The sequence below is a fragment of the Janthinobacterium sp. UMAB-56 genome, from assembly GCF_900095265.1.
In the GTDB taxonomy this organism is placed as follows: Bacteria; Pseudomonadota; Gammaproteobacteria; order Burkholderiales; family Burkholderiaceae_D; genus Janthinobacterium.
Map to the genome: position 1 here is coordinate 43,269 of NZ_LT607666.1, position 25,305 is coordinate 68,573.

A 25,305-nucleotide genomic window follows, 5' to 3' on the forward strand; every position below is an offset into this window, starting at 1 on the left:
ATGCCGCTCTCAGCTTGCTTTCCTCGATCTTGCGTGCTTCCAGCTGTGCAATGAGGCGCTTCGAGGCGATGATATCGGGATGCAATTCGGTAAATTGCATGCGCAGGCTGTCCAGATTCTTGTTGAGCGAGGCGATGCGATCGTCGAGTTCGGGATTCGTGATGGACGCCGCATTCGGCTCCAGGTCCAGCACCGGCTCGTCGCCCGCGATCTGGCTCTGGATGGCCTTGCGCGATTGTTCCGCCTCGACCAGTTCCAGCTTGGCATTGTTCAAGCTGTCGGAAGACATCAGCAGCTGGCTGCCATAGTCGATGCCCTGGCGCGGCAGCAGCAGCTTGTTGCGGATCTTGAATTCCTTCACCAGGCTTTCCGCAGCGCTCAGCTTATCCTCGTAATTCTTGATCTGCTCGTCAATAAATTGCACGGCTTTCTGCGAATCGCCCTTTTTCCCCTGGAAACTACCTTCGACAAAGATGGTCAGCAGGCTTTGCACCACGTCGCGCACCAGCTTCGGGTCGCGTCCGCCGTAGCTGATGGTGTAGATGTCATACGCATTGGTGCCGGTGATCTTGATGCGACTCATCAGTTCATCGAGCCGGGCTTCGTGCTCGCGTACGGTCTTTGCGTCGAGGTCCAGGTCGACCATGCGCATGACGCGCTCCACGTTCGGGCGGCTGAGCAGGGTACGGCTCATGATGGCCACCTGCTGTTCCGTGTTCGGTACGCTGGTCATGCCGGCCATCAGCGGCTTGAGGATGGTTTGCGTATCGACAAACACGCGCGCCGATGTCTGGAAGTCGTCGGGCAGGGTGATCACCCTGATGAAGCCGGCGATCGCCACCAGCCATGCCACCAGCACCGCATGCCAGCGGTACTTCCAGATGCCTTTCAGGCTGGAAAGCAATTGCTGTATCAATTCTTCCATGTCGCTTCCTTCAGGTGACGGTGCTGCACGCTCGACGGCTGGGCGGCGCGGACAACGACGGCATCTTGCAAGAAATGCTTGCCTGTTGAGTAAGCAAAGTATAGGGCGCTCAAAGAGCAAGATTTCCCAAGATGATTGCTTCTTGATACGCCTCAAGGTTCACTTGCCAGGTTTTAATAATCATAGGAAGTTCGCGGTCCAGGCCGGTTCTGCGGGGCCGGCCATGGATGCGCCATCGACTCGAAGAGGCTCCGCATGAACCCGTTTCGCCGTGCATTTTTCTTCAACGCGCTGGGCTTGGCCTGTAGCGCCAGCCTGCTGGGCGCCTGCCGCACCCGCTATCCGCCGGCGCCCTCTGACGACAGCGCGCCCATGCACGACTACCTGATCGGTCCGGGCGACTCCGTCAACATCATCGTCTGGCGCAATCCCGAAGTGTCGCTGACGGTGGCCGTGCGACCGGACGGCAAGATCACCACGCCGCTGGTGGAAGACCTTGAGGCCAGCGGCAAGACGTCGACCCAGCTGGCGCGCGACGTCGAGCAAGCCTTGAGCAAGTTCATCCAGCAACCCGTGGTGACGGTCATCGTCACCAATTTCTCGGGACCGTATGGCGAACAGATCAGGGTAATCGGCGAGGCTGCCAAGCCGCAGGCGCTGCCGTACCGGCTGGGCATGTCGCTGATGGACGTGCTCATCGCCGTGGGCGGCATCACCGACTTTGCCGCCGGCAACAAGGCCAGCATCATCCGCATGCGGCAAGGCAGGCAGCAGCAACTGGGCGTGCGCCTGGATGACCTGCTCAAGCATGGTGATATTTCCGCCAACGTCATGATGCGGCCCGGGGATGTGTTGCTGATACCGGAGAGCTTTTTCTAGAAGCGAGCTCGGCAATTTTCAGATAGCACTTATATTTGTCACTTTGTACTTTTTTGCAAATTTCAGCGTGCAATTTTGCCATCTAATGGTGGTTTCTTCTGTGTTTCGGGCTGCTTGCGGGAACTTCTCCAGCGTTCGTCTTGTCACAAGGCATTGGCTTCAGTCCGTCTTAACGGCTGCCGATGAACGTGAGGACAAGATGAGCTTTGAAGATGAACCCATTATTTCCTTCGACACGCCAGGCACCTTCAGTGACCTGGTGGTGGGCGAAGGGCGGATCGACCCGGCCATGGAGCACGAGCTCGACCTGCAGCGCTTTCATATCCGCATGGCCAACTCGCGTGGCCGGCGTGAAGCGGCCAGTTTGCTGATCCGCAAGATGTACGGCTGGCGCGGCTATGCCGTCGATCCCGGCATTGCGCATGTGCTCAATAAAATCACCCTGTTTGCGGAAACGGCCGGCAGTACCGTCGGCACCATGACCCTGTGCCTGGACAATGACGAGACGGGCTTGCCCGCCGATGACAACTTCCGCGACAAGCTCGACGCGCTGCGCGAGCAAGGCCGCCGCCTGTGCGAACCGTCGCGCCTGGCCATCGACAAGGGCGTGAGCAAGCGCGTGTTTGCGGCGCTGATTCATATTTCTTATATCTATGCCCATAATATTCACGGCTTTACGGATTACGTGATCGAAGTCAATCCGCGCCACGTGGTGTTCTACAAGCGCATGCTGGGTTTCAAGGACTTCGGCGGCGAGCGCGAATGCACGCGCGTGGGGGCGCCGGCCGTGCTGCTGCGGCTGAACCTCGACTACATGGGGGCGCAGATCCGCAAGTACGGCGGCTTGATGGAACAGCATGGCGGGGAACGGTCGTTTTACCCCTTTTTTTTTCCGACCTGGGATGAGCCTGGCATTACGGACCGGCTGCGGCAGGGGCGCAACTGAAGGTCATTTGTTTTTCAGCAAGAGTGCCTGCATGTGGCTGCCCGGAATGGCATACGTGATGCCGCTGGGGGCGCTGATGGCCGCCTCCTTCAGGCCTTTGACATACACCATGTTGACGATGCCATAGACGAGACCGGTCTCGGGATCGAACAGGGGGCTGCCGCTGCTGCCCGGATACGCGGTCGCATCGAGCTGGAACACGGTGTACGGCGCCTTTTGCAATTGCGCCAGGCGCCGCACGTCGAGGCGTTTGGCGTTTTCGCTGGGTACGACCACCGGCGTCAGCGAGGACACGGTGGCGCGGTGCGTGACGTGGTGCAAACCGAGTAAAGTGCCCAGCGGAAACCCCGTAAAGGCCATGGCCTGGCCTTCGCGCACCGTGGCAGCGTCGCCCAGCGCCATGGCAGGCAGCGGCGTGCCCGCCAGGCGCAGCAAGGCCAGGTCGTGTTCCGTGTCCAGCGCCTGGACTTTGGCGGGGCGAAACTGCGCCACCTCGCCCTGGCCCGTGAGAATGCCGACGACCTCGTTCGGATTGGCGTCGAGCAATTTCTGGATCACATGGGCGCAAGTGAGCACGCTCAAGCCGTCGCCTGCCATGAAACCCGTGCCGATGAAATTCACGGGCGGCGTGCGCGTCTTTTGCAGGCTGCCCACCCCGACGATCGATGGTTTCACGCGCGCGATGACTTGCGCCAGGGCGTCGTCGGCGCGGCAGGGCGCGCTGGCCAGGGCAAGAACCAGGCAGGGCAGCAGGGCGGAGGATAATGTAGACGACAGGGTTTTCATGGCGGCGCGCTTTCCAGGGATGGCGGTGGCGGGGAGTGGGCTGGCCTCAGCAGCGCGCACAGCAGCATCAGATAGCACAGCAGGGCGATGCGCGGCACGTCGAGCAGGCTGTCGAACAAGCCGACGACGAGAAAACCCAGCAGGGCGGCGGCGCAGGCGAGCGCGCCAAGGTCGCCCTGCCTGGCCTGGCGCAGCAGGCGCTGGGCAGCGATGGCCAGCAGGGCCAGCATGGATAGCGCGCCGCACCAGCCCGTTTCCACCAGCAGATGCAGGGCCAGGCTCTTGATGTGCCACGGCAAATGATGGTGGTCGCTGCTGAAAAACCAGTAATTGTTGCCCTGCGTAAAGCGTCCGTTGGCGATCAATTGCTCGCCGCCGGGGGCGAGCAAGCTCAGATTGTCAACTTCGACAATGGACGAGTCGGCCGCGCCGCTGGCCGCCAGTTCCAGCTGCACGGGCGGGCGCAGCAGCCAGGCGCCCGCGCCCAGCCAGGCGCTGTCGAATGACACTGCATGGTGCTGCCACGCCGCCACCGGGCTGCCAGGCGGCGGCGCCTGCAGGCGCAGGGGGATATTCACGCAGTTTTGCGCGTACAGTAATTGTCGCTGGCACAGGCGCACCAGCAGCATGGGCATGGAGCCGGTCCTGCGCGCGTCGAGCGCCAGGGTGTAGCGCGTGTCTGGCTGCACGGGCAGGCGTTGCAGCAGCCGCAGCAGTTCGCCATAGCCGGCGCTGTAGCCGGGACTGGCCAGGCGCAGATAGCGGTTGCCCGGCTTGTCGGGACTGCCGCCGTCCTGCGCATAGGCAATGCTGGCCGGCACTTCGTGCCCCGGATTGTGCCAGTAGTAGGTGGCGGGAAAGCTGCCCATGCCCATGCCGAACAGGCGGTCGCCCCAGTCTGACGGCTGCATGGCCAGCACTTGCTGCCAATGACGCAAACGCCCTTGCAGGTCGAAGGCGGTGGTGGCGAAACGTTCGCTGGCGTAATAGCTGGCCGAGACGGGGATGGCCAGCAGCAGCAGGATGCCGGCCGCGCCTGCGATGCAGAGGCTGGCCCGGTCGAGCTGCCACAGCGGTGGGCGCAAGCGGCCATTGCACAGCATCAGCATGGACAGCAGCAGCACCAGGCCGGCCGGCAGCAGGGCCGGCGGACCGGCCCAGTGCCAGCCTATCCAGGCGAGATTGCACGCCAGCATGGTCCACGCCATCATCGCCAGGGCTAGCCTGGCCGGTCCCTTGCCGTCGGCGTCGCGCGGCCACAGGGGGCCGGGCAGCAGCACGGCCGCCAACAGCGCGGCGGCCAGCAGGAACAGGAAATACGGGCCTTTCAGCCAGCCGGCAGTTTGCTGGCCTGCAGCTTCCGGCCACCAGGCGACCAGCAAGCCCTGCAGGCACAGCGCGCACAGCAGGCTGGCCGGCGCCAATCGCCAGGGCAAGGGAGACGCGGCCAGCACGAAACTGGCCGCGAGCAGGACGGCGGCGGCGAGCAAGCCCCGGTAGCCAGCCACGCTGAACATGGTCACGAGCAAGGCGGTGCCCAGGCCGGCCAACAGCAGCTTTGGCAGTAGTTTGCGCAGATCTAGCCGCTTGGGCGGGCAAGTTGCAGCGCCGGGCGCCATGCGCAGGGCCTGCCAAAAGGCCAGCGGCACTGCCGCTGCCAGGGCGGCGTACAGGCCGCGTGAAAAGGTGGCGCAGGCCGCATGCAGGGCCAGGGCTAGCAGCAGCAAGGCCAGCGCCGTCTGCCAGCGGCTGCGCGCACGCGCCAGCCACAGTGCGGCAAACGGCAGGCTCAGGGCCAGGTAGCCGTCCAGTGCAGCGCCGCCCGTGTGCATGGCGGAAAACGGCGCCGTGATGCGGTAGTCGCTGGACAGGTTCAGCAGGCCGGGAAACACGGCGCGTTCCCACAGCGCGAACAGCGATACCATGGCCAGTCCCGCCAGCACGCCCGGCAGCACATAGCGGCGCTGGGCGGGCGCATTCGCGTCGCGCAGCAGCAGCGGCAGCAGCAGCATGCTCCAGGCCCAGGCTTTGCCGAGCCGCAGACTGTTGTAGGGGCTCAGGTAATTATCCCAGGCATTCATGGTCAGGGGTGGTAGCGGCAGGACGCCGCGCAGCAGCGACGCCAGCCATGCCAGGCTGCACAGCAGCAGGCAGGCGCGGACGCCGGGCGAGAGCCGCACCGCTGCGCCCTGGGTCGTACCACCCAGGCGCCAATAGCCGCAAGCCACCGTCAGCAATAGCAGCACGTCGATTTCTTCGAGGAAGAACCAGCCTGTCCACGGCGCCAGGTCGAGCACGGGCAGCAGGGCTGGCACGCAGAACAGCCAGCAGGCGGGACGCCAGCACAGCAGCAGGAAATAGGCGGGCAGCAGCACGGCAAACAGCAGGCCGGGCCAGCCGTGGCCCAGCGGATAGTGGCGCAAGGCCAGCATGCAGGCAGCACCCGCCAGCAGCGCCAGCAGCCGCGCTGCCAGCCCGGACAGGGCCGCGTGCGCCACCATGGCCTAGAGCCGGGTCAGCAAGGCCTGCGCCTCGGCCCGCTGCGGGAAGTCCTTGTTGGCGGCCAGCAGCTGTTGCAGTTGCCTGCGCGCGCCGCCCTTGTCACCCGCTTTCGCCAGGGCCGCGGCCAGGTGGTACTGCACTTCGCTCGACGTTGGCGCCAGCCCGGCCGCCTTGCGCAGCAGGGGCATGGCGTGCTGGATGTCGCCTTGCTGCAGCAGGATCCAGCCCAGGGTGTCGAGCACGGAAGGGTTGTCGGGCGCCAGCTTGAGCGCCTGCTCGGCCGTGGCTTGCGCGCGCGGATCATTTTCCTGCAAATATGCCCAGGCCAGGTCGTTCAGCGCCACCACGTTGCCCGCCTCCCTGGCCACGATATACTGGAAATGCCCGATGGCGGCGCGGTATTGCCTGGCTTCGAGCAGCATGCCGGCCAGGTAGGTGCGCGTGCTCAAGTCTTCCGGATGCGCGTTCAGCCAGGCTGCCATGCCCATATCGGCGTCGCGCGACTGTCCGGCCGCCTGCAAGGCGCGGTAGAGCTGCACCTGCAAGGGGCCGATGGGGCTGATCCCGAAGGCGTGCTGGTACAGCTTGACGGCTTGCTGCGGCAGCTTTTGCTCCATCAGTACATCGCCTTCGAGCTTGTAGCCGGCCGCCAGCCCGGGCTGCTGTTGCTGCACCTGCCGCGCCACGGCCAGCGCCTCGCGCTGGCGGTTCAGGTTCAACAGCATGGCCACTTCCACCACGCGCGCTTCGAGCAGGGTGGGGTCCAGCGTCTGCGCCCGCTTGACGGCTTGCAGCGCGTTGTGATGATCGCCCAGCGCCAGGTGCAGGCTGGCGATGCGCATCTGCAAGGGCGCCGAGCTGTTCTGGATGCTGGCCAGCTTGTTGTAGCTGTCGAGCGCCGCCGGCGCCTGGCCGGCGCTGTACTCGACCTGCGCGCGCAGGGCCAGCGCGTCGGCATCGCCCGGGTGGCCCGTCTGCAGGGTGCGCGCCAGTTCCAGCGCCTTGTCGGGCGCCCCCGTCTTCAGGTAAAAGTTGCTCAGCAGCAGAGCCGGGGCGACGGCGTCGGGATTGTCGCGGTGGGCCCGCTCCAGCCAGCGCCGCGCCTCGTCGGGCTTGCCCTGCGACGCGGCCAGCTTGGCCAGCGCCGCGCACAGGTCGGCATTTTTCGGCGCCTTCGCCAGCGCCCGCTCGAACCGCTGTTTCGCCTGCTCCGGCTTTTTCTCGGCCAGGTCGATCTGCGCCAGGTTGTTCAGGGCGGGCAGGTAGACGGGGTCCATGCCCAGGGCTTGCTGGAAACTGGCGCGCGCGGCGGGCAAGTCGTGCAAGGCCAGGTAGACGCCGCCTTTCAAGTTCAGCAGCAATGGATTCGTGCCTTTCTGCTGCTGCTCCATCATGTTGACGCTGGCCAGGGCCTTGTCGTTCTGCTTGTTGCGCAGCAAGGTCATGACCAGCATGGTGCCCGCCTGCGGCGTGCTCCTGTCGAGCATGCTGGCGCGTTCCAGTTCGTCGATGGCACGGCTGTTTTCGCCCATGCCCAGGCGGCTGATGCCCAATGCCGCATGCAGCCTGGCCGTGTCCGGCGCCAGGGTGCTGGCCTGTTCAAAATAGGCGCTGGCCTTGTCGTACTGGCGCGCCCGCAAGTGCGCTTCGCCGGCCAGCGACAGCAATTCCACGTCCTCGGGGAAGGCGGCCAGCATCGCTTCCAGCATGGCGATGGCCGCGCCGGTCTTGCCGCGCCTCAATTCGATCGAGGCCATCATCTTGACGGCATACAGATGTTTGGGATACGCGGCCAGGAAGCGTTGCAGATAGCTTTCCGCCAGTTGCGGCGAGCCGAGCGCCAGCTGCACGGCGCCGGCCAGCAGGATGGATGGCATGTGATCGGGCGCCGCCTTGAGCACCAGTTGCAAGCCTTGCAAGGCTGCCTTGTTCTTGCCCTGGCGAAAATCGAGCAGCGCCTGGGTCTGCAGCAAGCCCAGACTGTTGGGCGCTGTCTTGCGCGCTGTGGCCAACTGGGCCGCCGCTTCCCGGTAGCGGTTTTCCACGATATCGAGGTTGGCCAGGTCGATGTGCGCCTGGGTATTGTCGGGTTTTATTTTAAGGATCTGCATGTAGGCGCGGCGTGCCGCGCCGTTCTGGCCCTGCAGGCGCAGCAGGTCACCGTGCAGGCGCAAGGCGTCGAGGTTGGCGGGCGCGCTTGTCAATGCCTGCGCCAGCAGCAGCTCGGCCGCTGGCACTTGCTGCGCCAGCGCCGCCAGCCGCGCCAGGCCCAGCAAGGCTTCGACCTGGTCGGGATGGGCTTCGAGCAGGCGCGAATACAGTGCGCGCGCCTCGTCCCGGCGCCCCAGGGCCAGCAGGGCGTCGCCGCGCAGGGCCAGCACGCTGGCGGGCAGCGCCGCATCGTTTGCGATCTCGGCCAGCACTTTGTCGAACTGGCCCAGCATCAACCAGGCCTTGCCCAGCAAGGGCATGACTTGCTGCGACGCCAGGCCCAGCGCCTTGGCCTTGCGCAATTCTTTTTCGGCTGACAGCGCTTCGCCCGTGTCGATGTAGATACTGCCCAGCAGCAAGCGCGCCGCAGCATTGTCCGGCTCCTTTTGCAGCAGGTTCTTCAACTGGATGATGGCGGCCCGCGCCTCGCCTTTCTGCCGGTACTGTTGCGCGTCGGCCAGCAAGGATGCGCTGCTTTGTGCGTCGTGGCACGCCGTCAGCAAGGGCAGCAGCAGGGTGCAGCACAGGGTTGCGGCCGGCAGGCAAAAGAGAGGGCGGGGCAGGAAACGGGCCATGGAAGTCTCCGGTAGCGGCGTGCGTGAGGGATCGTCATGGCCTAGCTTAAAAAGATGGCCGCCGCCCTCCTTGATTGCGCTCAACAAGCCGCCGATTGTGCCCGCGCGGGCCGGCCGCCACTCTGTGTTCCTTGTTCCCGCTCAAGAATGGCCGGGCCGGCAACCGTAGAATTTCCCGGACGGCGTTGCTCGGGCCGCAACCATTCGGAGCACAGGCATATGGATAGCAAGGTCGATGGTAAGGCGGACGTGGTGGCGGTGGTAGGGCTCGGTTATGTCGGCTTGCAGCTGGCCGTGGCGTTTGGCAAGCGCCAGCGCACGATCGGCTTTGACTTGTCGGCACGCAAGGTGGAAAGCTACCGGCGCCACATCGACCCGACGGGTGAAGTCAGCCAGGAACAGTTGCTGGCAGCGCAATGGCTGAGCGTCGGCTGCGATCCGGCCGAGCTGCAACTGGCCGATTTCATCGTCGTGGCCGTGCCCACGCCCGTCGACAGCGCGCACAATCCCGATTTCTCGGCCCTGGCCGGCGCCAGCGCGGCCGTCGGCCGGCACATGCGGCGCGGCGCCATCGTCATCTACGAATCGACCGTGTATCCGGGCGCCACCGAAGAAATCTGCATCCCCATCCTGGAACAGCACTCGGGTCTGCGCTGGAAAGAAGACTTTCATGTGGGCTTTTCGCCCGAGCGCATCAACCCCGGCGACAAGGCGCATACGCTGCACAGCATCCGCAAGGTAGTCTCGGGCGACGATGCCGCCACCCTGGACAGGGTGGCGGCCCTGTACGAAGGCGTGGTCGAGGCCGGCGTGCACCGGGCTTCGAGCATCCGCGTGGCCGAAGCGGCCAAGGTGATCGAAAACACGCAGCGCGACCTGAACATCGCGCTGATGAACGAGCTGGCCATCATCTTCGACCGCATCGGTATCGACACCCTGGAAGTGCTGCAGGCGGCGGGCACGAAATGGAATTTCCTGCCGTTCCGGCCGGGGCTGGTGGGCGGCCACTGCATCGGCGTCGACCCCTACTATTTGACGCACAAGGCGGAAATGCTGGGCTACCACCCGCACGTGATCCTGGCCGGGCGCCGCATCAACGATGGCATGGCCAAGTTCGTGGCGGAAAAAACCATCAAGGAAATGGTGCGTGCCGGTTTTAAACTCAAGGGCGCGCACGTGAATGTGCTGGGCCTGACCTTCAAGGAAAATTGTCCGGACTTGCGCAATTCAAAAGTGGTCGACATGATACACGAACTGCAATCGTACGGTGTGCAGGTGCACGTGCACGATCCCGTTGCCGATGGCCGCGAAGCGCTGGAAGAATACGGTTTAATGCTGGAAAGCTGGGAGCAGCTGCCGCAGGCCGAAGCCATCATCAGCGCCGTTTCTCACCAGGCCCTGCTGGCCCGCCCGTTGGCCGACTTGCAAGCCAAGGTGCTGGAAAATGGCTGTTTCATCGACATTAAGTCGCATTTCGACCCCCGTCCGCTGCAGGACGGCGGCCTGCACGTGTGGCGGCTGTGATGTCGGCCGAAGACGACAAGGCGAGCACGGGCATGGGGCTCGCTGGCGCGCTGACGCCTTTGCGCGCGAGCGCCAGCGCCTATGCGCTTGCCTGTGCGCAGCTGAAGCAAACGCCGCGCCGCTGGCTGGTGACGGGCGTGGCCGGCTTCATTGGTTCGCACCTGCTGGAAACCCTGTTGCTGCTGGGCCAGGAAGTGCGCGGGCTGGATAATTTTCTGACGGGCCACCGCCACAACCTGGAGCAGGTGCGCGCCAGCGTGGGCGAGCAGGCGTGGCGCCGCTTCACCTTCATCGAGGGCGATATCCGCGACACGCAGGCGTGCGCGCGCGGCTGCGGCGCGCCGCTACAGGCCGCCAAGGCCGGCGACGCTGAGGCCGACAATAAGATAGATGCGCCCGATGGTGGCAGCGGCTGCTGTGGCAGTATGGCCGGGCGCGGCCGTGCCGATCCTGGCGGCCCCGTCGCCGTCGCCGCCAGTGACGCTGTCGATTATGTGCTGCACCAGGCGGCGCTCGGTTCCGTCTCGCGTTCGCTGGACGACCCGCTGCTGTGCCATGCCGTCAATGTCAGCGGTTTCCTGAACATACTGGCCGCCGCCCGCGACGCGGGCGTGCGGCGTTTCGTGTATGCCGCATCCAGCGCCACCTACGGCGACCATCCGGCCCTGCCGAAAGTGGAGCAGCACATCGGCGCGCCCCTGTCGCCGTATGCCTTGAGTAAATATGTCAATGAACTGTATGCGCAAGTGTACGCGCGCTGCTATGCCATGCAGACGGTGGGGCTGCGCTACTTCAATGTCTTCGGCCCGCGGCAAGACCCGCTGGGCGCCTACGCGGCCGTCATTCCCCGCTGGATCGCTGCCATGCTGGCCGACGAGAGCGTGCGCATCCATGGCGACGGCGCCACCAGCCGCGACTTCTGCTTCGTGCACAATGCCGTGCAAGCTAATATCCTGGCCGCCACCGGCACGGACCCGGCGGCAGTGAACCAGGTCTACAATGTCGCCGTCAATGCCCGCACCAGTTTGACGCAGCTGCACGCCACCATGCAGCAGCTATTGCTGGCCGCCCGCCCGCAGCACGTGTCACGGTCGCCGCACTACGGCGAGTTTCGCCCCGGCGACGTGCGCCATTCGCAGGCGGATATCGCCAAGGCGGCCCGCTTGCTCGGTTATGTACCCACGCACGACCTGGCACAAGGTTTGCGGCAGACCATCGCCTGGTATGTGGCGCAGGCGGGCCTGGCCTGAGACGCACATCCGTTGTATATCCGTTGTACCTTCTTTGTACATCAGCTGTTGTACATCAGCTGTTGTACATCAGCTGCGCATGATAGGCGCATGCGTAAGCTGCGAGGTGTCCGCACTGGCGGCCAGCGTCCATCGTGCGCAATGGCTGCGTAGGCAAGGGACAGGGTGTGCGCGAGCATTGCCGCCTAATGTTGCTCGAGTGTCGCTGTTTGTGCTGCTGCCGGTACTGCTGCTGATATTGCTGGTGGCGCGGGCGGCTCGGGCACGCCATCGGTCTTGCTGTGGAGCACCCAGGGCGTGCCGCGAAAATCGGCCGTCTGCAAGGTGACGGGACGGCGCCAGACACGGGCGATATACGCCAGCACCTGTTCCGCCCGCTCCAGGTCGAGGCCACGTCCATCGCGCTGGTGGTCGTGGCGCAGTACCAGGCTGCCATCGTCGTTGAGCACGGTGACGGCGATGCATGGCGCGCCATAGTTGTATTTGGGCGCCAGGATGGCTTCGCGGATGGCCGGCAAGTCGCGGCTGGCCAGGCGCGTTTCGCCATCGTGGCGGCTTTCATGCACGAACAGGCCCAGGCGGTCAGCCAGTTCCCCGTCCAGATAATTGCGTATAAAGCTGCAGTCATCGTCGTCGCGGCAAATCTGGCGCGCCCGCGCCAATCCTTCGCGCTCAATGATGTGTTCCCACATGCAAAAACCCAGGTGATAGGGATTGACGGCCAAGGCATGCTGGTGCTCGCCCGCGTAAGGGCGCACCACGTCCGAGTGCGACTTGATGGCGGACAGATACAGCGCTGGCGGCAGGAAGTCGGCTTCGCTCAGCAGCCGAGCGTGCCAGTACGAGGCCCAGCCCTCGTTCATAATCTGGCAGGCGTACACTGGATAGTAGTAAAACGATTCTTCGCGTACGGCCAGGAAAATGTCGCGCTCCCAATCGGCCAGTTCCGGTCCGTGCTGCGCGATGAACCAGAGCAAGTCGTACTCGGGCTGCGGCGGCACAAGCGGGCGCTGCGCCAGGCTTGCCCGCGCCGCGTCGCGCGCCGCCAGCGCGCTTGCCTCGCCTGGCAGTCGGCGGTAGCGCTGCGCAAAAGGATCGTCCACGCCGGCTACGCTGGCTGGCCCGGATGCCGCAGCATACGCGGGCCGGTGCAGTTCGGCGTGGATGTCTACGTGCGGCTCCAGCGCCAGTGCCGCGTCGAGCACGGCTTCCACCTGTTCCTGCCCGTGGCGCTGCAGCGCCGTTTCGATGCGCTGCGCCCGTGCCGCGCTTTGTTGCAAGATGCGCTGGCCCGCCATCGCGCCGAAACGCAGGAACAGGGTATTGCGGCCGGCAAAATCGGCATGGCCCAGCACGTGGGCAGTGACGAGGGTGTTTTCCGCCACTGAATTGCGTTCGGCCATGTAGGCATGGCAAGGGTCGCCGGGAAACATGACTTCGAACATAGGCGAGTTCCCCATTTTTTGATGCACGAGCTGGTGGATGTAGCGCACGCCGAACGACCAGTGACGCATGCGCACGGGAAAGCCGTAGATGGCGATCTCGGCCATAAAACTGTCCGGCACCAGCTCGAACTCGACGGGGGCGAAGTCCAGGCCCAGTTCCCGCGCCAGCGCTTCGATGCGCGCCGCGTAACCGTCCAGGCCGGCTATGCCTGCAGCGTCGTCGTGGCGCTGTGCGTCAGGGCGCGTCATGCTGCGTGCTCCGTATCGGCCGCCTCGTGCTGGAAAAAGGTGCGGATGGCCGCCCATATATCGTCATTCTTGTTCAAGATACTGCTGTGCAAGGGCAAGCCTCGGCGATGCTGCTCAGCGCACACGCTGTGCATTTCCGTTTCCAGGCTGCGCGGCGCGCCGGGGACGGTTTCCACGTAGCCCATATAGTTGAGCAAGGCGGCCAGTTCACGCAGGGCCAGGCTGGCCGCTGCCCGGTCTTCGCTGAAATTCTCGCCATCGGAGGCATAGAACAGGTAAGCGTTGTAGCGACCCGGTGCATAGTGTTCCTGCAGCAGTTCGCGGCTCAGGCGAAAGGCGCTGGAGGCCAGGGTGCCGCCTATGCCATTGACCTGGTAGAACTCGGCTTCGGAAAATTCCCAGGCCCGCGTCGTATGGGCGATAAAGCGCGTTTCCACGCGCGCATATCTGCGGCGCAAGCCCTGCAAGGCAAAGAAAAAGAAGGATTTGGCCAGTTTGCGCTCGGCCTGTGCCACGCTGGCTGACACGTCCAGCACGAAAAACACGACGGCATTCGTGCTGGGCCGTGGCTGTGGCTGCATCTGGTGGTAACGCAAGTCATCATTGGTGAAGGGCACTGGCTGCGCCTGCAGGGCGCGCCGCTTGATCGCTTCCTTGGCGGTGCGCCGCCGGTCCAGGCGCGAACGGGCGCCATGACGATCGAGGCCGCTACGCACGAGCCGCACGTCGTCGATGGCGCCCAGGTGGCGTGGCTTCAGGTGCGGCAACTCGAAGGCATCCCACAGCCAGTCGAGAATATCATCGAGGGGAAACTCCACCAGCAGGCGGACCTCCCCTTCGCCATTGCCGCCTTCGCCTTGCGCGCCGGCCCCTCCCGTGGCGACGGCATGGGCCACGCGCAGGATATCGCCGGGCTTGCCGTCACCCTGGCCCGCGCCCACACTGTTGCGCGCGGGCGCCAGCTGAAAACGCGCATGTTCGAGCAGGCGCATGGGCACTTGCACCGTGCGCTGCTGTGGTCCGTCGATCAGGTCAGACGTGGCGATCAGCTCGGGCAAGTGGGCCTGCACGGCGTCGCGCACCTTCTGGTTGTGGCGCAGCCAGTCGCGTGCGCCACGCGAGAACAGCGCGTACCACGGCTGTGCCAGGGCCGGCGCGGCGGAAGCTGGCGAAGGCGTGGCGGACATCGCTATTCCTGCGCCAGCAAGGTGGTCACGTAGTTGAGCGCTTCGCGCGCGCTATGGGCATCATAGCCATATTCGTCGATCAGGCGCTGCTCGACGGCGGAGATCCTGGCGCGCACGTCGTCATCGGGACGTTTGGCCGAGCCGACCAGGCGCAGGACGTCGCGCCGCTGCTCGAACAGATATTGCTGGATGGCATCGTGTAGTTGCGCATGGCTGCCCAGGCCAAACGCCTCGCCCCGCTTGAAGGCGCCCATGGCCTTGCGTACTACTTCTTGCCGGAAAGATTGCTTGCCCGAGTCACTGATATGGATCTTTTCTTCCACGGCACGCAGGAAGCGCTCGTCAGGACGGCGCTCTTCGCTGGTGATGGGATCGCGGATCTGGCGGTTGTCGAGCACGGCCTCGACTTCATCAAGATATTTGTTCAGCAAGTCTTGCGCTTCTTGCTCGAACGACACGAACAGGGCCTTGTGCACGTCGGCTTTGACCCAGCGGTTATAGAAATCCTTGCGCGTGAGCACCAGGTAATCGACCCACTGGCGCTTGCGCCTCAGTTCGATGCGCGCGTCGCTTTCGATGCCGTCCTTCAGGGCCAGCAGCACGTCCATGGTCGAGACGCTGTTGCGCTGGGCGGAAATGATGGCGTGCGACAGGGCATTGATGACGAACCGGGGCGACACGCCCGCCAGGCCATCGTCGGGCGCCTTGTGGCGCTCGCGCAGGCGGCGCAGGTCGGCAGGCTGCAAGTCGTCGACGTCTTCGTTGGCATAGATGCGCAGCTTCCTGACCAGTTCTGTTTCCTTGTCGTCGCCTTCGGGCAAGCGGCTGAGGATGGCAAAGACGGCCGCCGCATGCAGCACGTGCGGATCGAGGTGTACCTCGCGGAAGGCGGGTGCGCCCGCCAGGATCAGCTTGCGGTAGATGCGCGCTTCTTCGCGGTAATTGAGCGTATAGGGCACTTGCACGATGACCATGCGGTCGAGCAGCGCCTCGTTTTCGCTTTCTTGCAGGAATTTGCGAAACTCGGCCAGATTCGTATGGGCGAGGATGGTTTCATCGAGGTAAATCAGGGGGAAGCGCGATACCTTGACATTCTTTTCCTGCGTCAGTGTCAGCAACAGGTAGAGAAATTCCCGCTTGACCTTGAGGATCTCGATCATTTCCAGCATGCCGCGGCTGGCAGCATACACGGCGCCAGACCACGACCAGGCCCGCGGATCGCCTTCGTCGCCGTATTGCGCCACTTTCGACAGGTCGACGGAGCCCACCAGGTCGGCCAGGTCGGCCGTGCTGGGATCGTGCGGCGCATACGTGCCGATGCCGCAGCGGCCCGCCTCGGACAGGTGGATGCGCTCGACGGGCATGCGCAGGAAGTCGCCCGCATACTGCTCTTCCAGGCGGGCACGGCAATGGGGACACAGTTCGCCATGCAGCTCGGCATCATAGCTGGCGCGAAAGTCGGCGCGCATGCTGTGCGGCACCAGATGCAGCGGCGATTCGTGCACGGGGCAGCCGGCGATGCCGTACAGAGCGCCTTCGCTGCTATGGCTGTAATCTTCCAGGCCTCGCTTGAGCAGGATCACCAGCGTCGACTTGCCGCCCGACGGCGGACCCAGCAACAGTAGCATGCGCCGGCCCACCTCGGAGCCGGCGGCGGCCGCCTTGAAGTAGGCGGCGACCCGGTCGATCGCCTCGTCGATGCCGAACAGTTCGTCATCGAACAGGCGGCAGCGGAAGTGCCCGCTGTCATCGGTCTGGCCGTTCCAGCGCATCATGTCCCACAGGTACTGGTGCGCGCTGCGCGTCAGCAGGGCGGCGCGGCCGGGCAGAATCTGCTCGAGGAAGTCGGCAAAACTGCCGCGCCAGGGACTGATGCGGTGTTTTTCCGCCCAAGCCGCCATGCTCTGCACAAAATTTGCATGTTGGCCTGCTTGCTCGTCTGCGGGCGCGTCGTCGTGGCGTGTCATAGCTGGGCTCGTCATTGTGTCCCCATCCATACCGTTGCTGGTGTTGCTGGTGTTGCCGGCGTTGCTGCCGTGAAGCAGGCCCAGTTCCAGCCTGTTGGCCAAGTATACGGCGCTGCCCTTGTCTGCACGCCTGATCCCGCTCAACCTTGACGAGGGAACTATTTTTATCCTCGCTGGCCCCAGAAGGGCCGGGCAGCCAGGTGCCCGCGCGGTTCGATCCAGATCAATACCGCGACGCGGCGCGCGTCCACACTGGTGGCTTGCAGCGACCCACGAGGAGAACACGATGATAGGCAACGAGAACGGTTTCACCGCCCCGCCTGGCAGCAGCGGCAGGGGGCAGAGCCCGGACGATGAAGAGGCCATCGGCCAATTTTCCATCCCCGGCGAAGACGACAATACGATCGAGAGCGCATCTGTCTCGGACGTGCCCGACGCCCTGAGCGGCGTCAGCATGGAATTGCTGGAGATCAAGCGCAGCATCGAAGACGGCATGCGCCAGTCGATTTCCCATGCGGGTGGCGTGCGCGCGGCAGATGCCTTCAGCGACGGCGGCAATATCCAGGGCGTGTCCATCGGCTTGGGCGAGGGCGCCAGCGACAGCTCGTGCGGCGAGCCGGGCTTGCCGGCCCTGACCCTGTACGTGGCCGAGTCCACCTCGGTCGACCGCGCCAAGGCCGCCATCGTGGGGGCCATGGGCGTGCGCGCCGTGGCCAGCGACAAGGTGCCCGTCAATATCGTCGTCACGGGCGTGATCGATGCGCAACCGCACCGTTTCCGCCTGCGCCCGGCGCCCGGCGGCGTGTCGGTCGGGCATTTCCGCATCACGGCCGGCACCATCGCTTGCCTGGCCGTGGGGCGCAGCGCACCGCGCACCAGTCGTTTGATGATACTTAGCAATAACCATGTGCTCGCCAATTCCAACGGCGGCGTGTTCAACGATTGCATCGTGCAGCCTGGCCCCATCGACGGCGGCCGCTGCCCGCAAGACCAAGTGGCCGTGCTTGAGCGTTTCGTGCCCATCAATTTCAGCGGCGGCGTCAACTTTGTCGATTGCGCCACCGGCTGGGCCTGGCCAGACCGCGTGCGGCCCGAACTGGTTTACCTGAGCGGCGGCGTGCCCGCGTATTTCCGCATCAGCAACGCGCTGGTGGCGCCCGCGCTGGGCATGATGGTCGGCAAATCCGGGCGCACGACGCAATTGACACAGGGCCGCATCACGGGCCTGGGTGCCACCATTAACTTCAATTATGGCGGCGGCAGGATCGCGCTGTTCCAGGACCAGATCGCCATCACGGGCGTGGGCGGGACGTTCAGCGCGGGCGGCGATTCCGGTTCGTCCATCTGGACCTGGAACCAGCAGCGCAATCCCGTCGGCCTGCTGTTTGCCGGCGGCGGCAATATGACCTTTGCCAACCAGATGCGGCGCGTGGTGGTGGCGCTCGACGTCAATTTGTATACCTGAGCACGTTACCAGGACAGGTCGCGCCGCCTTGCCTAGCGCAGGCTTTTGCACGATGCTGATCCAAGCAGAGGCGGCAGCCGCGCAGGATGTTGCCCGATGAAGGGTGCTGCAATGCCGGAGCACCGGGTGTATGATGGAATGCATCAGGGGGTGTGTCATGTCAAACAGTAAATTTGCACTATCGCCATATGCCGTCTTCGAGGACGCCGCCATGCCGTATTTGCCGGATGACACTCTTGCACAGGGTTTGGGCCACGGGGCCGCTGGCATCGACCAGTGGCACGATGCCCGTGCCGCGCCCCAAGGCCGCCTGGAAGCGGCCAAGCGGCGCAACGAGCGGGCGCTGATGGCCATCGATGGCGTGGAAGGCGTCAGCCTGGGGCACACGGACGTGGGCATGGAAGCGCTCGTCGTGTACCTGCGCGACTCGTCCGTCAAGCGGCGCGTGCCCTTGCAGGTCGAGGGGTATCCGGTGGAGACGAGCATCACGGGCCAGATCGATATCCAGCACTGGTAGGCAAGCGCGTCTTTGCGCTCGTTTATCCGCTTGCCTTATTTGCTCCTCGTCCAACTTCCGGCGCCTGCGCCCGGCGCAGTCGCCGGCTGGCTTGATATGCGCCCATCGCAGCGGCGAGCGGCAGCCGCGCTGGGAATCGTCCGGGAATCGTCCCTTAGGCAAAACTTGATCGAGCAGACACCTCGCGCTTAGATTGCTATCGATGCGACACCGCGAGGATGGCGCTCCTTGAACGCTTCGTCGATACCGGCGCGCTACCGTGGGGCGCCATGATCACCACGGTGAATGTGCAGCCTTTGCCATCGATGCCATCGCCCAGGCTGACGCTGCCGTGCAGGCGTGCCGCCGCTTCGCGCACGATGGCCAGGCCCAGGCCGGCCCCTGGGGCATCGTGCCCGCTGCCCCGATAGAAGCGCTCGAATACCAAGGTGCGCTGTTCCGGCGCAATGCCGGGGCCGTCGTCGGCTACCGACAGGCTCAGGCCACTGCGCTGCGCCTTCAGTGCCACGCGCACCTGTCCATTCTTCGGCACATAGGCCAGCGCATTGTTGACAAGATTATCAACGATGGAGAGGAAGGCCTGCGCGTCCAACATGTGCATCAACGCGTCGGGCGCTTCCAGCGACAGGTCGATATGGCGCGCAATGGCCGTCGGCGCGAGCAGGGCCAGCTCCCGGCGCAACAGCTGCGCCACGTCCAGTTCGCTCGGCGCGGGGGCGTCTTGATTGTCAAATTGCGCCAAGGTGAGCAATTGGTCGACCAGATGGGACGCGCGCGCAATCGCCTGGTCCATGCGCCGTTCAGCCTCAAGGCGCTGCGTGAGATCGGATGCCATGACGAGCACGTGGGCTTGGGCCGATATCACGGCCAGCGGAGTGCGCAGCTCATGGGCGGCATCCTGTACAAAACCGTGCTCGCGTGCGAGCCGCTTGCGCAACTGTGCCAAAAGATGGTCCAGCGCCGCCGTCAGCGGTTGCAATTCCGCGTATTTCGGATCGAAGCCGAGCGCGGCCAGATCGTCCGGTCCCTTGGCGGCGATCCGCTTGGACAGTTGCTGCAACGGCCGCAAACCGCGCGCCACCGCGAGCCAGATCGGCAGCAGCACAAAAGGAAAGGCAATCAGCATGTCGATAGTCAGGTCACCAAGCATCGACCTGAGCACCCACCAGGTGCTCAATTCCGGCGACGCCACCATCAGGGACCAGCGCGTGGCACGTCCTTGGTAGAGACGAAACCGCTGACCGTTCGCGGCACCGCCGCTGATCTGCTCGGGTATGCCGCGCAAGCTGGCTTGACTACCCTCGGGAGAGAAGAACAGTCGCGTGCCATGTGCATCCCTCAGTTCCATCAGAACGGCGCCCGGCACATGATTGCTGCGGTAGCCGTTGTTGATCAGGGTTGCGGTGGACGCGATGACGGCGCGCGCCTCGCCGGGATTGTCGATGGGCGCGATCGAGCCCAGCAGCCTGCCGCAGCAGCGCCCGCGCCGCCCGAAGCACCCATGCAGGTGGTTCAGGTCGATGGCTTGATCGATGCCGACGAGCAGTCGTATCGGCGCATGATCAAGGGCATGGACGCGTTTGAAAAATACCATGGCCTCGCGCCCGATGCGCGCCTGCGCTACCGGCTCTATCCGCGCCTGCCCGGCGTGAAGGTGGCCGGTACGAGCCTGACGATTCAGGGCGATACGCTCAAGCTGCCGGTTGCGCTGGCGAGCGACTTGAGCTTTACCTTGCCGCGCGATGCGCAGGCGTGGGACGAGAACGCCCAAGTCATGTCGAACCGCAAGTCGCGCAGTTTTGCGTGGGGTCCGGACGTGCGCAGTCCAGGCTTGCCAGCCAACGCGCGCCGCCTGGGCGACTTGCGACTGGAATGCGAAATCGACCGGGCCGCGACGCTGTTGGTAGGCTACAAGCCGCCCTTGTATCACGTGATCGATGCTGCGGTCGATGTGTGCACCGCGTTTCCCGGCGCCTGGCTGTACTACGCCGATCGCGCCGTGTTCAATGTGACCCTGGTGCACGGCAAACGTCGGCAAGACGTGTTCTCGTCCCTTTTGTACGGAAACGAGCTAAAGCTTTTCCACATTTTCTATGATTTTTATCCCCTGCTGATCGATCGTACCTATACGCTCAGGATCGCCGACACCAGTTGGCCGGACGACACACTCGTCGAAATTGAGTACATGGAAGACGCCGATGTGGCGAGCGCGTCGGCGATCCAAGCAGTGCTAACACCATGATGAAACGATGCATGCCATGTTTCTGTCTTCAACTGGCCCTCGCTGGCAGTCTTGTCCTTGCCATGAGCGGTTGCGCCTCGTTTGGCATGGGCGCAGCCAGACCGCTCACCGAGGAGGGAGTTCGGCAAGCCCTGACGACAGGGGCGAGCACCAAGGCGGATGTCAGCACGGTCATGGGAGACGCCAAGGTGAATACTTTCCGCAGTGGTTACGAGGTCTGGGTCTACGACTACAAGGCCGGCTTGCCCATGTTCGTGGGATTCCTGCCGCTGGTGGGCACGCTGGCCTCCGTGGCCGACGCATCGACACGCGACAGAGAGCTGGCTATCTTGTTTGACAAGGACGGCATCGTCAGGAAGTACCGGCTGCGCGAATCGGCGTCGCAGGTGGAGCGCTTGCTGGTGCCGCATTGAACGAAGATGTGCGCTTAAAAACGGTTCCAATTGTTATGCCGGTGTTCAGTCGCTTCCTTCATCAGGTGACCGGCGCGCAGGGCGTCGTCCGCCTGTACCGTCATGGCCAGCTCCTGAATGGCGGGCGGGTATTCGTGGTGGGCCGCTTCTTCCAGCAATGCATGGCTCTTGGCCAGGTCGCGCGGCACGCCGCGGCCTTCGCGGTAGGCGTTGTACAGCAGGAACATGGCGTGTGGATTGCCCAGTTCGCTCGATTTTTCCAGCCAGTGCGCGGCTATCGCGGGATCTTTTGGCACGCCTTCGCCGTTGGCCGCCAGCAAACCCAGCATCAGTGCCGCCTTGGCATGGCCTTGCTGGGCCGCTTGCCGGTACCATAGCCAGGCTTGGGCCGGCGTAGCGGCGCGCAGCATTTGGCCGAGTTCGAATGCTGCTTCCGTATCGCCGGCGCGGGCTGCCTGTTCGAACAGATTCAGGGCCTCGGCGCGGCGCTCGGGCCTGGCCTGGTAAATCAGCGCCAGTTCGCGTTCGGCGACGGGGATGTCCTTGCTGGCCCAGCTGCGCACACGGCGCTCGGCCTGGTGGTCGCCCGCCTGGCGCGCCTGCATGGCCATGGCTTCGATTTCGGCCGCCGTGGGCGGTGGCGATGCCTGGCAGGCGGCCAGGATAGCGGCCAGCACGACGGCGGGGAGGGAGAGAGCATGTTTCATCTGGATCAGCTTTCATCAAAACAGGCCGGAACTGCCGCAGTCCCGGCCCATGGACCTTATTTGCTCAGGTCGATGCGGTATTTGGCGAAACCGCTGGCGTCGAGGCCGCCCTCGGCCGCCACGTTGGCGATGCCGCTGCCTTGCGCCAGCGCCAGATGGCCGGGCGCCGAGCGCAGGATCACGGGGCCGGCCGTGGCCGTCTTGACGAAGCTCCAGCTGCGCGCGCTGCCATTGGCCGCCAGCGTCACCTTGCCGCCCTTGGTGCTGAGCGACGCCAGATAATTGCTGACCACGGCCTGGTTCGCATCGGGCGACTTGATGATGGTCTTGCTGCCATCGATGCCGGGCACGGCGCCGCCGCCACCGGCGCGGTAGTCGTTGGTGGCGACGATGAAATCATCGCCATCGGCCACTGCTGCACCCTTGTACGTGAGGTTGACGATGCGGCTGCCGACCTTTTTCGTCACGTCGATCTGGTACGTCAGCGCATTGTTTTCCGCATAGAACACGTCATAGTTATAGATCGTGCCGTACGACGGCACCAGGTCCTGCTCGGCTGTACTGGCCGGGTCGATCTGGTTGAATTGCTTGGCCGACGTTTCCAGCCACGCCTTCAAGTCCGCGCCCTTGATCTTGACGGCTTGCAGGTTGTTATTGCTATATAAATACAAGTCGCCCGGATTGCGCACCTGCAAGCCGATTGGCGCGGCCGGCGTCGCCCCTGTCGCCACGTCCGTAAAGTCCGACGGCCCGTTGCGGCCCGCCTTGAAAGGCGCGCTGCACGAGATGACGGGGATGTTCTTGTAGCTGGACAAGGTGGCATCGGTGCTGGTGGCAATGAAGTTCTTGACGTAATCGAGCTGCGCCTGGTTCACCAGCTGGATGGCGCTGACATCGCCCACCAGTGCAAAGTAGGCGGACATTTCGAAATCCGTGCTGATGCCCAGCGGCTGCTTGGCATAGGCGATGGTGGCCGCGTGCTCGGTGGCCACCAGCGGTGCGATGGCCGGGTCGGCTTTCACCAGGGTCTTACCGTCCGTGTACTTGAAGCCGCGCGATTCCACTGTCGTCTTGGCCGGCTGCACTACCCATCGGCCCGCCTGATACACCAGCGTCAGCTTGATGATGCCCAAGCGGCGGCCCCAGCTTTGCGCCATGACGGTCGGCACGCCATTGACAAAGCCGTTGACGGCGTCGATCTTGGCGCTGGCCGGGAAGGCGGCAAACGAGGCGTCCAGCGCGGCCGCGCCTTCTTCCTTGCCTTTCGGGAAGATCAAGTGCGAATGGCCGATCATCAGCGCGTCGATGCCCGTGCTGGTCAGGTGATAGCTGCCGTTTTCCATTTTCGGGCTGTAGGCGCTGGTGTCCAGGCCGCCATGCGACAGGGCCACGACGATATCGGCGCCCTTGTTGCGCAATTCCGGCACATATTGCTTGGCCGCTTCCTGCACGCCCGTTACGCTGACCTTGCCAGCGAGTACTTTCTGATCCCATTCGAGGATTTGCGGCGGCACAAAGCTCAGCACGCCCACATTGATCTTCACATCGAGCTTGCTGCCGTCTGGCTTCACGGCCGTGAAGTCGCGGGGCAGCAGGGTGTAGGGCTGGAAGATGGGCTTGCCGCTGGCCACGCCGACGACATTGCTCAGCACGGAAGGGAAGGCGGGCGCGCCGCAGCTACCTGTCGGCTTGGCCACGCCGGGAATGCCGAAATCCGTGTTGGTGATCTGGCTCAGGTAAGCCAGTCCATAGTTGAATTCGTGGTTGCCCATGCCGCCCGCATCGTATTTCAGGGCGTTCATGGCCTTGTGCACGGCCAGCGTGCCGGAGCAGGGCACGGGCGCGGCCACGGCTTGCAGGTCGGCGAGCAAGGTACCCTGGATGACGTCACCATCGTCGAGCAGCACATTGTTCGGGTTTTCCGCGCGCGCCGCCTGGATCAGTGTGGAGGTGCGCTCCAGGCCCAGGCTGGTGTCTTCAGCCAGCGCGTAATAGTTGTAGCTCAGGACATTCGAGTGGATATCGGTGGTTTCCAGCAATGCCACGGTAACCGTCGTGCCTTCTGGTATCACCTGGGCCGTCGTCGCGCCGCCGTTGCAGCCAGTTAAACCCGCACTTGCCAGCGCCGCCAGCATGATCCAATTTGTTTTCATTACCGCCCTCGGAAAGATTCAAAGGACGCGACTGTAACGCCGCCATATGACGCCACCATGACAGTGTGGCAAGGCGCATGGATGCACGCTTGCGGGCCATGGGGCGCAAGCGTATCAATGCCCCGGCAGCTGTTTCAGCACTTCATTGCTAAAGTATGGCTCGTCTTCTACCCAGAAAATATAGTCCAGGCCCAGGTAATTGCGGGCAAAATCGAGCATATCTTCCACTGAATTTTTCTTCCCGGTACGCGGATTGATCTGGCGCAGGTTGCCATCTTGTACGGCCATGCCCTTGACCAGGTTCGCTGGGTAGTCCTTGATAAAGCCGTAACTCTGTCCCATATGGCTTTTCCGGTACGGCATCAGGTCCGGACCGCCCACGCCCATCTGCAGCGTTTGTGCTTGCGCAAACAGGCTGCGCATATAGCCCTTGTCGGTCCACGGCAGCCATTCGCCCGGCAGGAAGTTTAAATACACCATGGTGGTGGTGTGGGGAAAAGCTGCGGCCAGTACCTGCATATTGTCCTTGAGGGCATCTACATACTGCTGCGGCTTGAAATCATCGGGGAAAATAGTATTTCCCTTGCTATCTTCGACGCCGATCTCGATCGAGCTTTCGCTGAAATTAATTCCCTCGATCTTCCCGTCAAATTCCTTGCCTAGCGCCCGGATCAAGCGTTGATAACGTTCGCGCACCGGCGCTTCCCACATTTTTGCCGACCAGCCGTATTCGTCATCCGTCACCGGCTTGTGCGGGTCGCGTTCCGGCGCGGAAAGCATGCTTTGCTTGAGGATGCCGCCCTGGTAGCGGGGATCACTGAGCAAATAGGACGGCACATTATGGCGTGGCGTGAAGGATTTTTCCTGCAGTTGTATCCAAAGCTTTTTTCCGATGGCATTCAGATAGCGCAAGTCGTGGCGAATCGCCGAAAAATCGTAACGGTCCTGTTCCGGCTCCAGGCTGCGCCAGGTGTAGACGATTTGAGCGCCGCTGAAGCGTGGATCGGTTAACGCCTTATCCGAGCGGATGTTTTCCCCGTCCGGCTCGCGGTGATTAAAGTAAATGTAGTGCTTGATCGGGGGTTTTATGTCTGCGGCAATGGCGCTGCCGGTCATCAAAATCAGTGCTGCAAAAAGCATGGTATAGCTGCGTAAGATCATCGATTCCTTGGTGCTGTGAGAGTTGGGCTTTTCTGCGGCCAGGCGCTTGCTCCGATAGCCTGGCCGCCGAACTGCCACTGTAGCACGTTGAAGATGGCGCCAAATGAATGCCACCCAAATGCAATTGACTTGCATTATAATTCGCAAATGCAATCTATTTGCATGTGTAGCGACCATTCCGAACTCACCAAGCCCAAGGAT

General features: G+C 63.7%; 19 protein-coding genes. 8 read left to right on the top strand and 11 right to left on the bottom strand.

From position 1 onward, the window contains the following. Positions 1-925, bottom strand: a 925-nt coding sequence (locus K0F85_RS28990) for an XrtA system polysaccharide chain length determinant (protein WP_306985704.1), incomplete at its 3' end; no start/stop codon positions are given. A gap of 255 nt (positions 926-1,180) precedes the next feature. On the opposite strand from K0F85_RS28990, the gene K0F85_RS22665 reads away from it, so the two are divergent. Next, on the top strand, positions 1,181-1,804 hold the full coding sequence (locus tag K0F85_RS22665; RefSeq protein WP_219118184.1) for an XrtA/PEP-CTERM system exopolysaccharide export protein: 624 nt from the start codon (positions 1,181-1,183) through the stop codon (positions 1,802-1,804). 199 nt (positions 1,805-2,003) lie between these two features. Beyond that, positions 2,004-2,750, top strand: coding sequence for a long-chain N-acyl amino acid synthase (locus tag K0F85_RS22670; RefSeq protein WP_219118185.1), 747 nt, complete (start codon positions 2,004-2,006; stop codon positions 2,748-2,750). Between the two features lie 3 nt (positions 2,751-2,753). Here the strand turns inward: K0F85_RS22670 and K0F85_RS22675 are convergent, their stop codons facing one another. From K0F85_RS22675 to prsT, 3 genes are read right to left on the bottom strand one after another with little or no spacing between them, the layout of a single operon-like run. Then, the gene (locus tag K0F85_RS22675) at positions 2,754-3,536 is read right to left on the bottom strand and encodes a serine protease (RefSeq protein WP_219118186.1); all 783 of its coding nucleotides are present in this window, start codon (positions 3,534-3,536) and stop codon (positions 2,754-2,756) included. Continuing rightward, a complete protein-coding gene (locus tag K0F85_RS22680; RefSeq protein ID WP_219118187.1) occupies positions 3,533-6,037 on the bottom strand; it encodes a hypothetical protein in 2,505 nt (834 codons plus the stop codon). The genes K0F85_RS22675 and K0F85_RS22680 overlap by 4 nt, the downstream gene beginning before the upstream one ends. 3 nt (positions 6,038-6,040) lie before the next feature. After that, positions 6,041-8,824 carry an XrtA/PEP-CTERM system TPR-repeat protein PrsT gene (gene prsT / locus K0F85_RS22685; RefSeq protein WP_219118188.1) on the bottom strand — a complete coding sequence of 928 codons (2,784 nt, stop codon included), beginning with the start codon at positions 8,822-8,824 and terminating at the stop codon, positions 6,041-6,043. A 219-nt stretch (positions 8,825-9,043) separates the two neighbouring features. Between prsT and K0F85_RS22690 the strand changes: the two genes are divergently transcribed. Together K0F85_RS22690 and K0F85_RS22695 are read left to right on the top strand one after the other, a co-directional pair. Further along, complete coding sequence (locus tag K0F85_RS22690) at positions 9,044-10,348, top strand: nucleotide sugar dehydrogenase (protein WP_219118189.1); 1,305 nt, start codon at positions 9,044-9,046, stop codon at positions 10,346-10,348. After that, complete coding sequence (locus K0F85_RS22695; RefSeq protein WP_257572987.1) at positions 10,348-11,598, top strand: SDR family oxidoreductase; 1,251 nt, start codon at positions 10,348-10,350, stop codon at positions 11,596-11,598. The genes K0F85_RS22690 and K0F85_RS22695 overlap by 1 nt, the downstream gene beginning before the upstream one ends. Before the next feature lie 185 nt (positions 11,599-11,783). Here K0F85_RS22695 and K0F85_RS22700 read toward each other — a convergent pair whose 3' ends face one another. From K0F85_RS22700 to K0F85_RS22710, 3 genes are read right to left on the bottom strand one after another with little or no spacing between them, the layout of a single operon-like run. Beyond that, positions 11,784-13,292 (bottom strand): SpoVR family protein, encoded by a 1,509-nt coding sequence (locus K0F85_RS22700; protein WP_219118190.1) that lies wholly within the window; start codon positions 13,290-13,292, stop codon positions 11,784-11,786. After that, on the bottom strand, positions 13,289-14,479 hold the full coding sequence (locus K0F85_RS22705) for a DUF444 family protein (protein ID WP_219118191.1): 1,191 nt from the start codon (positions 14,477-14,479) through the stop codon (positions 13,289-13,291). The genes K0F85_RS22700 and K0F85_RS22705 overlap by 4 nt, the downstream gene beginning before the upstream one ends. Before the next feature lie 2 nt (positions 14,480-14,481). Beyond that, on the bottom strand, positions 14,482-16,446 hold the full coding sequence (locus K0F85_RS22710) for a serine protein kinase (RefSeq protein WP_219118192.1): 1,965 nt from the start codon (positions 16,444-16,446) through the stop codon (positions 14,482-14,484). A gap of 286 nt (positions 16,447-16,732) precedes the next feature. Here K0F85_RS22710 and K0F85_RS22715 point away from each other — a divergent pair, with 286 nt between their 5' ends. Together K0F85_RS22715 and K0F85_RS22720 are read left to right on the top strand one after the other, a co-directional pair. Further along, the gene (locus K0F85_RS22715; protein ID WP_219118193.1) at positions 16,733-17,911 is read left to right on the top strand and encodes a S1 family peptidase; all 1,179 of its coding nucleotides are present in this window, start codon (positions 16,733-16,735) and stop codon (positions 17,909-17,911) included. Between the two features lie 157 nt (positions 17,912-18,068). Then, positions 18,069-18,428 carry a hypothetical protein gene (locus tag K0F85_RS22720; protein ID WP_219118194.1) on the top strand — a complete coding sequence of 120 codons (360 nt, stop codon included), beginning with the start codon at positions 18,069-18,071 and terminating at the stop codon, positions 18,426-18,428. A gap of 196 nt (positions 18,429-18,624) precedes the next feature. Here the strand turns inward: K0F85_RS22720 and K0F85_RS22725 are convergent, their stop codons facing one another. After that, complete coding sequence (locus tag K0F85_RS22725; protein ID WP_219118195.1) at positions 18,625-20,022, bottom strand: ATP-binding protein; 1,398 nt, start codon at positions 20,020-20,022, stop codon at positions 18,625-18,627. On the opposite strand from K0F85_RS22725, the gene K0F85_RS22730 reads away from it, so the two are divergent. Further along, positions 19,999-20,670 carry a hypothetical protein gene (locus tag K0F85_RS22730; protein WP_219118196.1) on the top strand — a complete coding sequence of 224 codons (672 nt, stop codon included), beginning with the start codon at positions 19,999-20,001 and terminating at the stop codon, positions 20,668-20,670. The two genes, K0F85_RS22725 and K0F85_RS22730, sit on opposite strands and share 24 nt — an antisense overlap. Positions 20,671-20,681: 11 nt before the next feature. Continuing rightward, entirely contained in the window at positions 20,682-21,083 is a 402-nt protein-coding gene (locus tag K0F85_RS22735; protein WP_219118197.1) for a hypothetical protein, read from the top strand. Positions 21,084-21,097: 14 nt separating this feature from the next. On the opposite strand, the gene K0F85_RS22740 is transcribed toward K0F85_RS22735, so the two are convergent. The 3 genes from K0F85_RS22740 to K0F85_RS22750 form a co-directional block, all read right to left on the bottom strand. After that, positions 21,098-21,790: a tetratricopeptide repeat protein gene (locus K0F85_RS22740; RefSeq protein WP_219118198.1), complete on the bottom strand. Its 693-nt coding sequence runs from the start codon at positions 21,788-21,790 to the stop codon at positions 21,098-21,100. A gap of 56 nt (positions 21,791-21,846) precedes the next feature. Beyond that, positions 21,847-23,943, bottom strand: coding sequence for a bifunctional 2',3'-cyclic-nucleotide 2'-phosphodiesterase/3'-nucleotidase (locus K0F85_RS22745; RefSeq protein WP_219118199.1), 2,097 nt, complete (start codon positions 23,941-23,943; stop codon positions 21,847-21,849). A gap of 114 nt (positions 23,944-24,057) precedes the next feature. Further along, the gene (locus tag K0F85_RS22750; protein WP_219118200.1) at positions 24,058-25,104 is read right to left on the bottom strand and encodes a hypothetical protein; all 1,047 of its coding nucleotides are present in this window, start codon (positions 25,102-25,104) and stop codon (positions 24,058-24,060) included. Positions 25,105-25,305 lie beyond the last annotated feature (201 nt).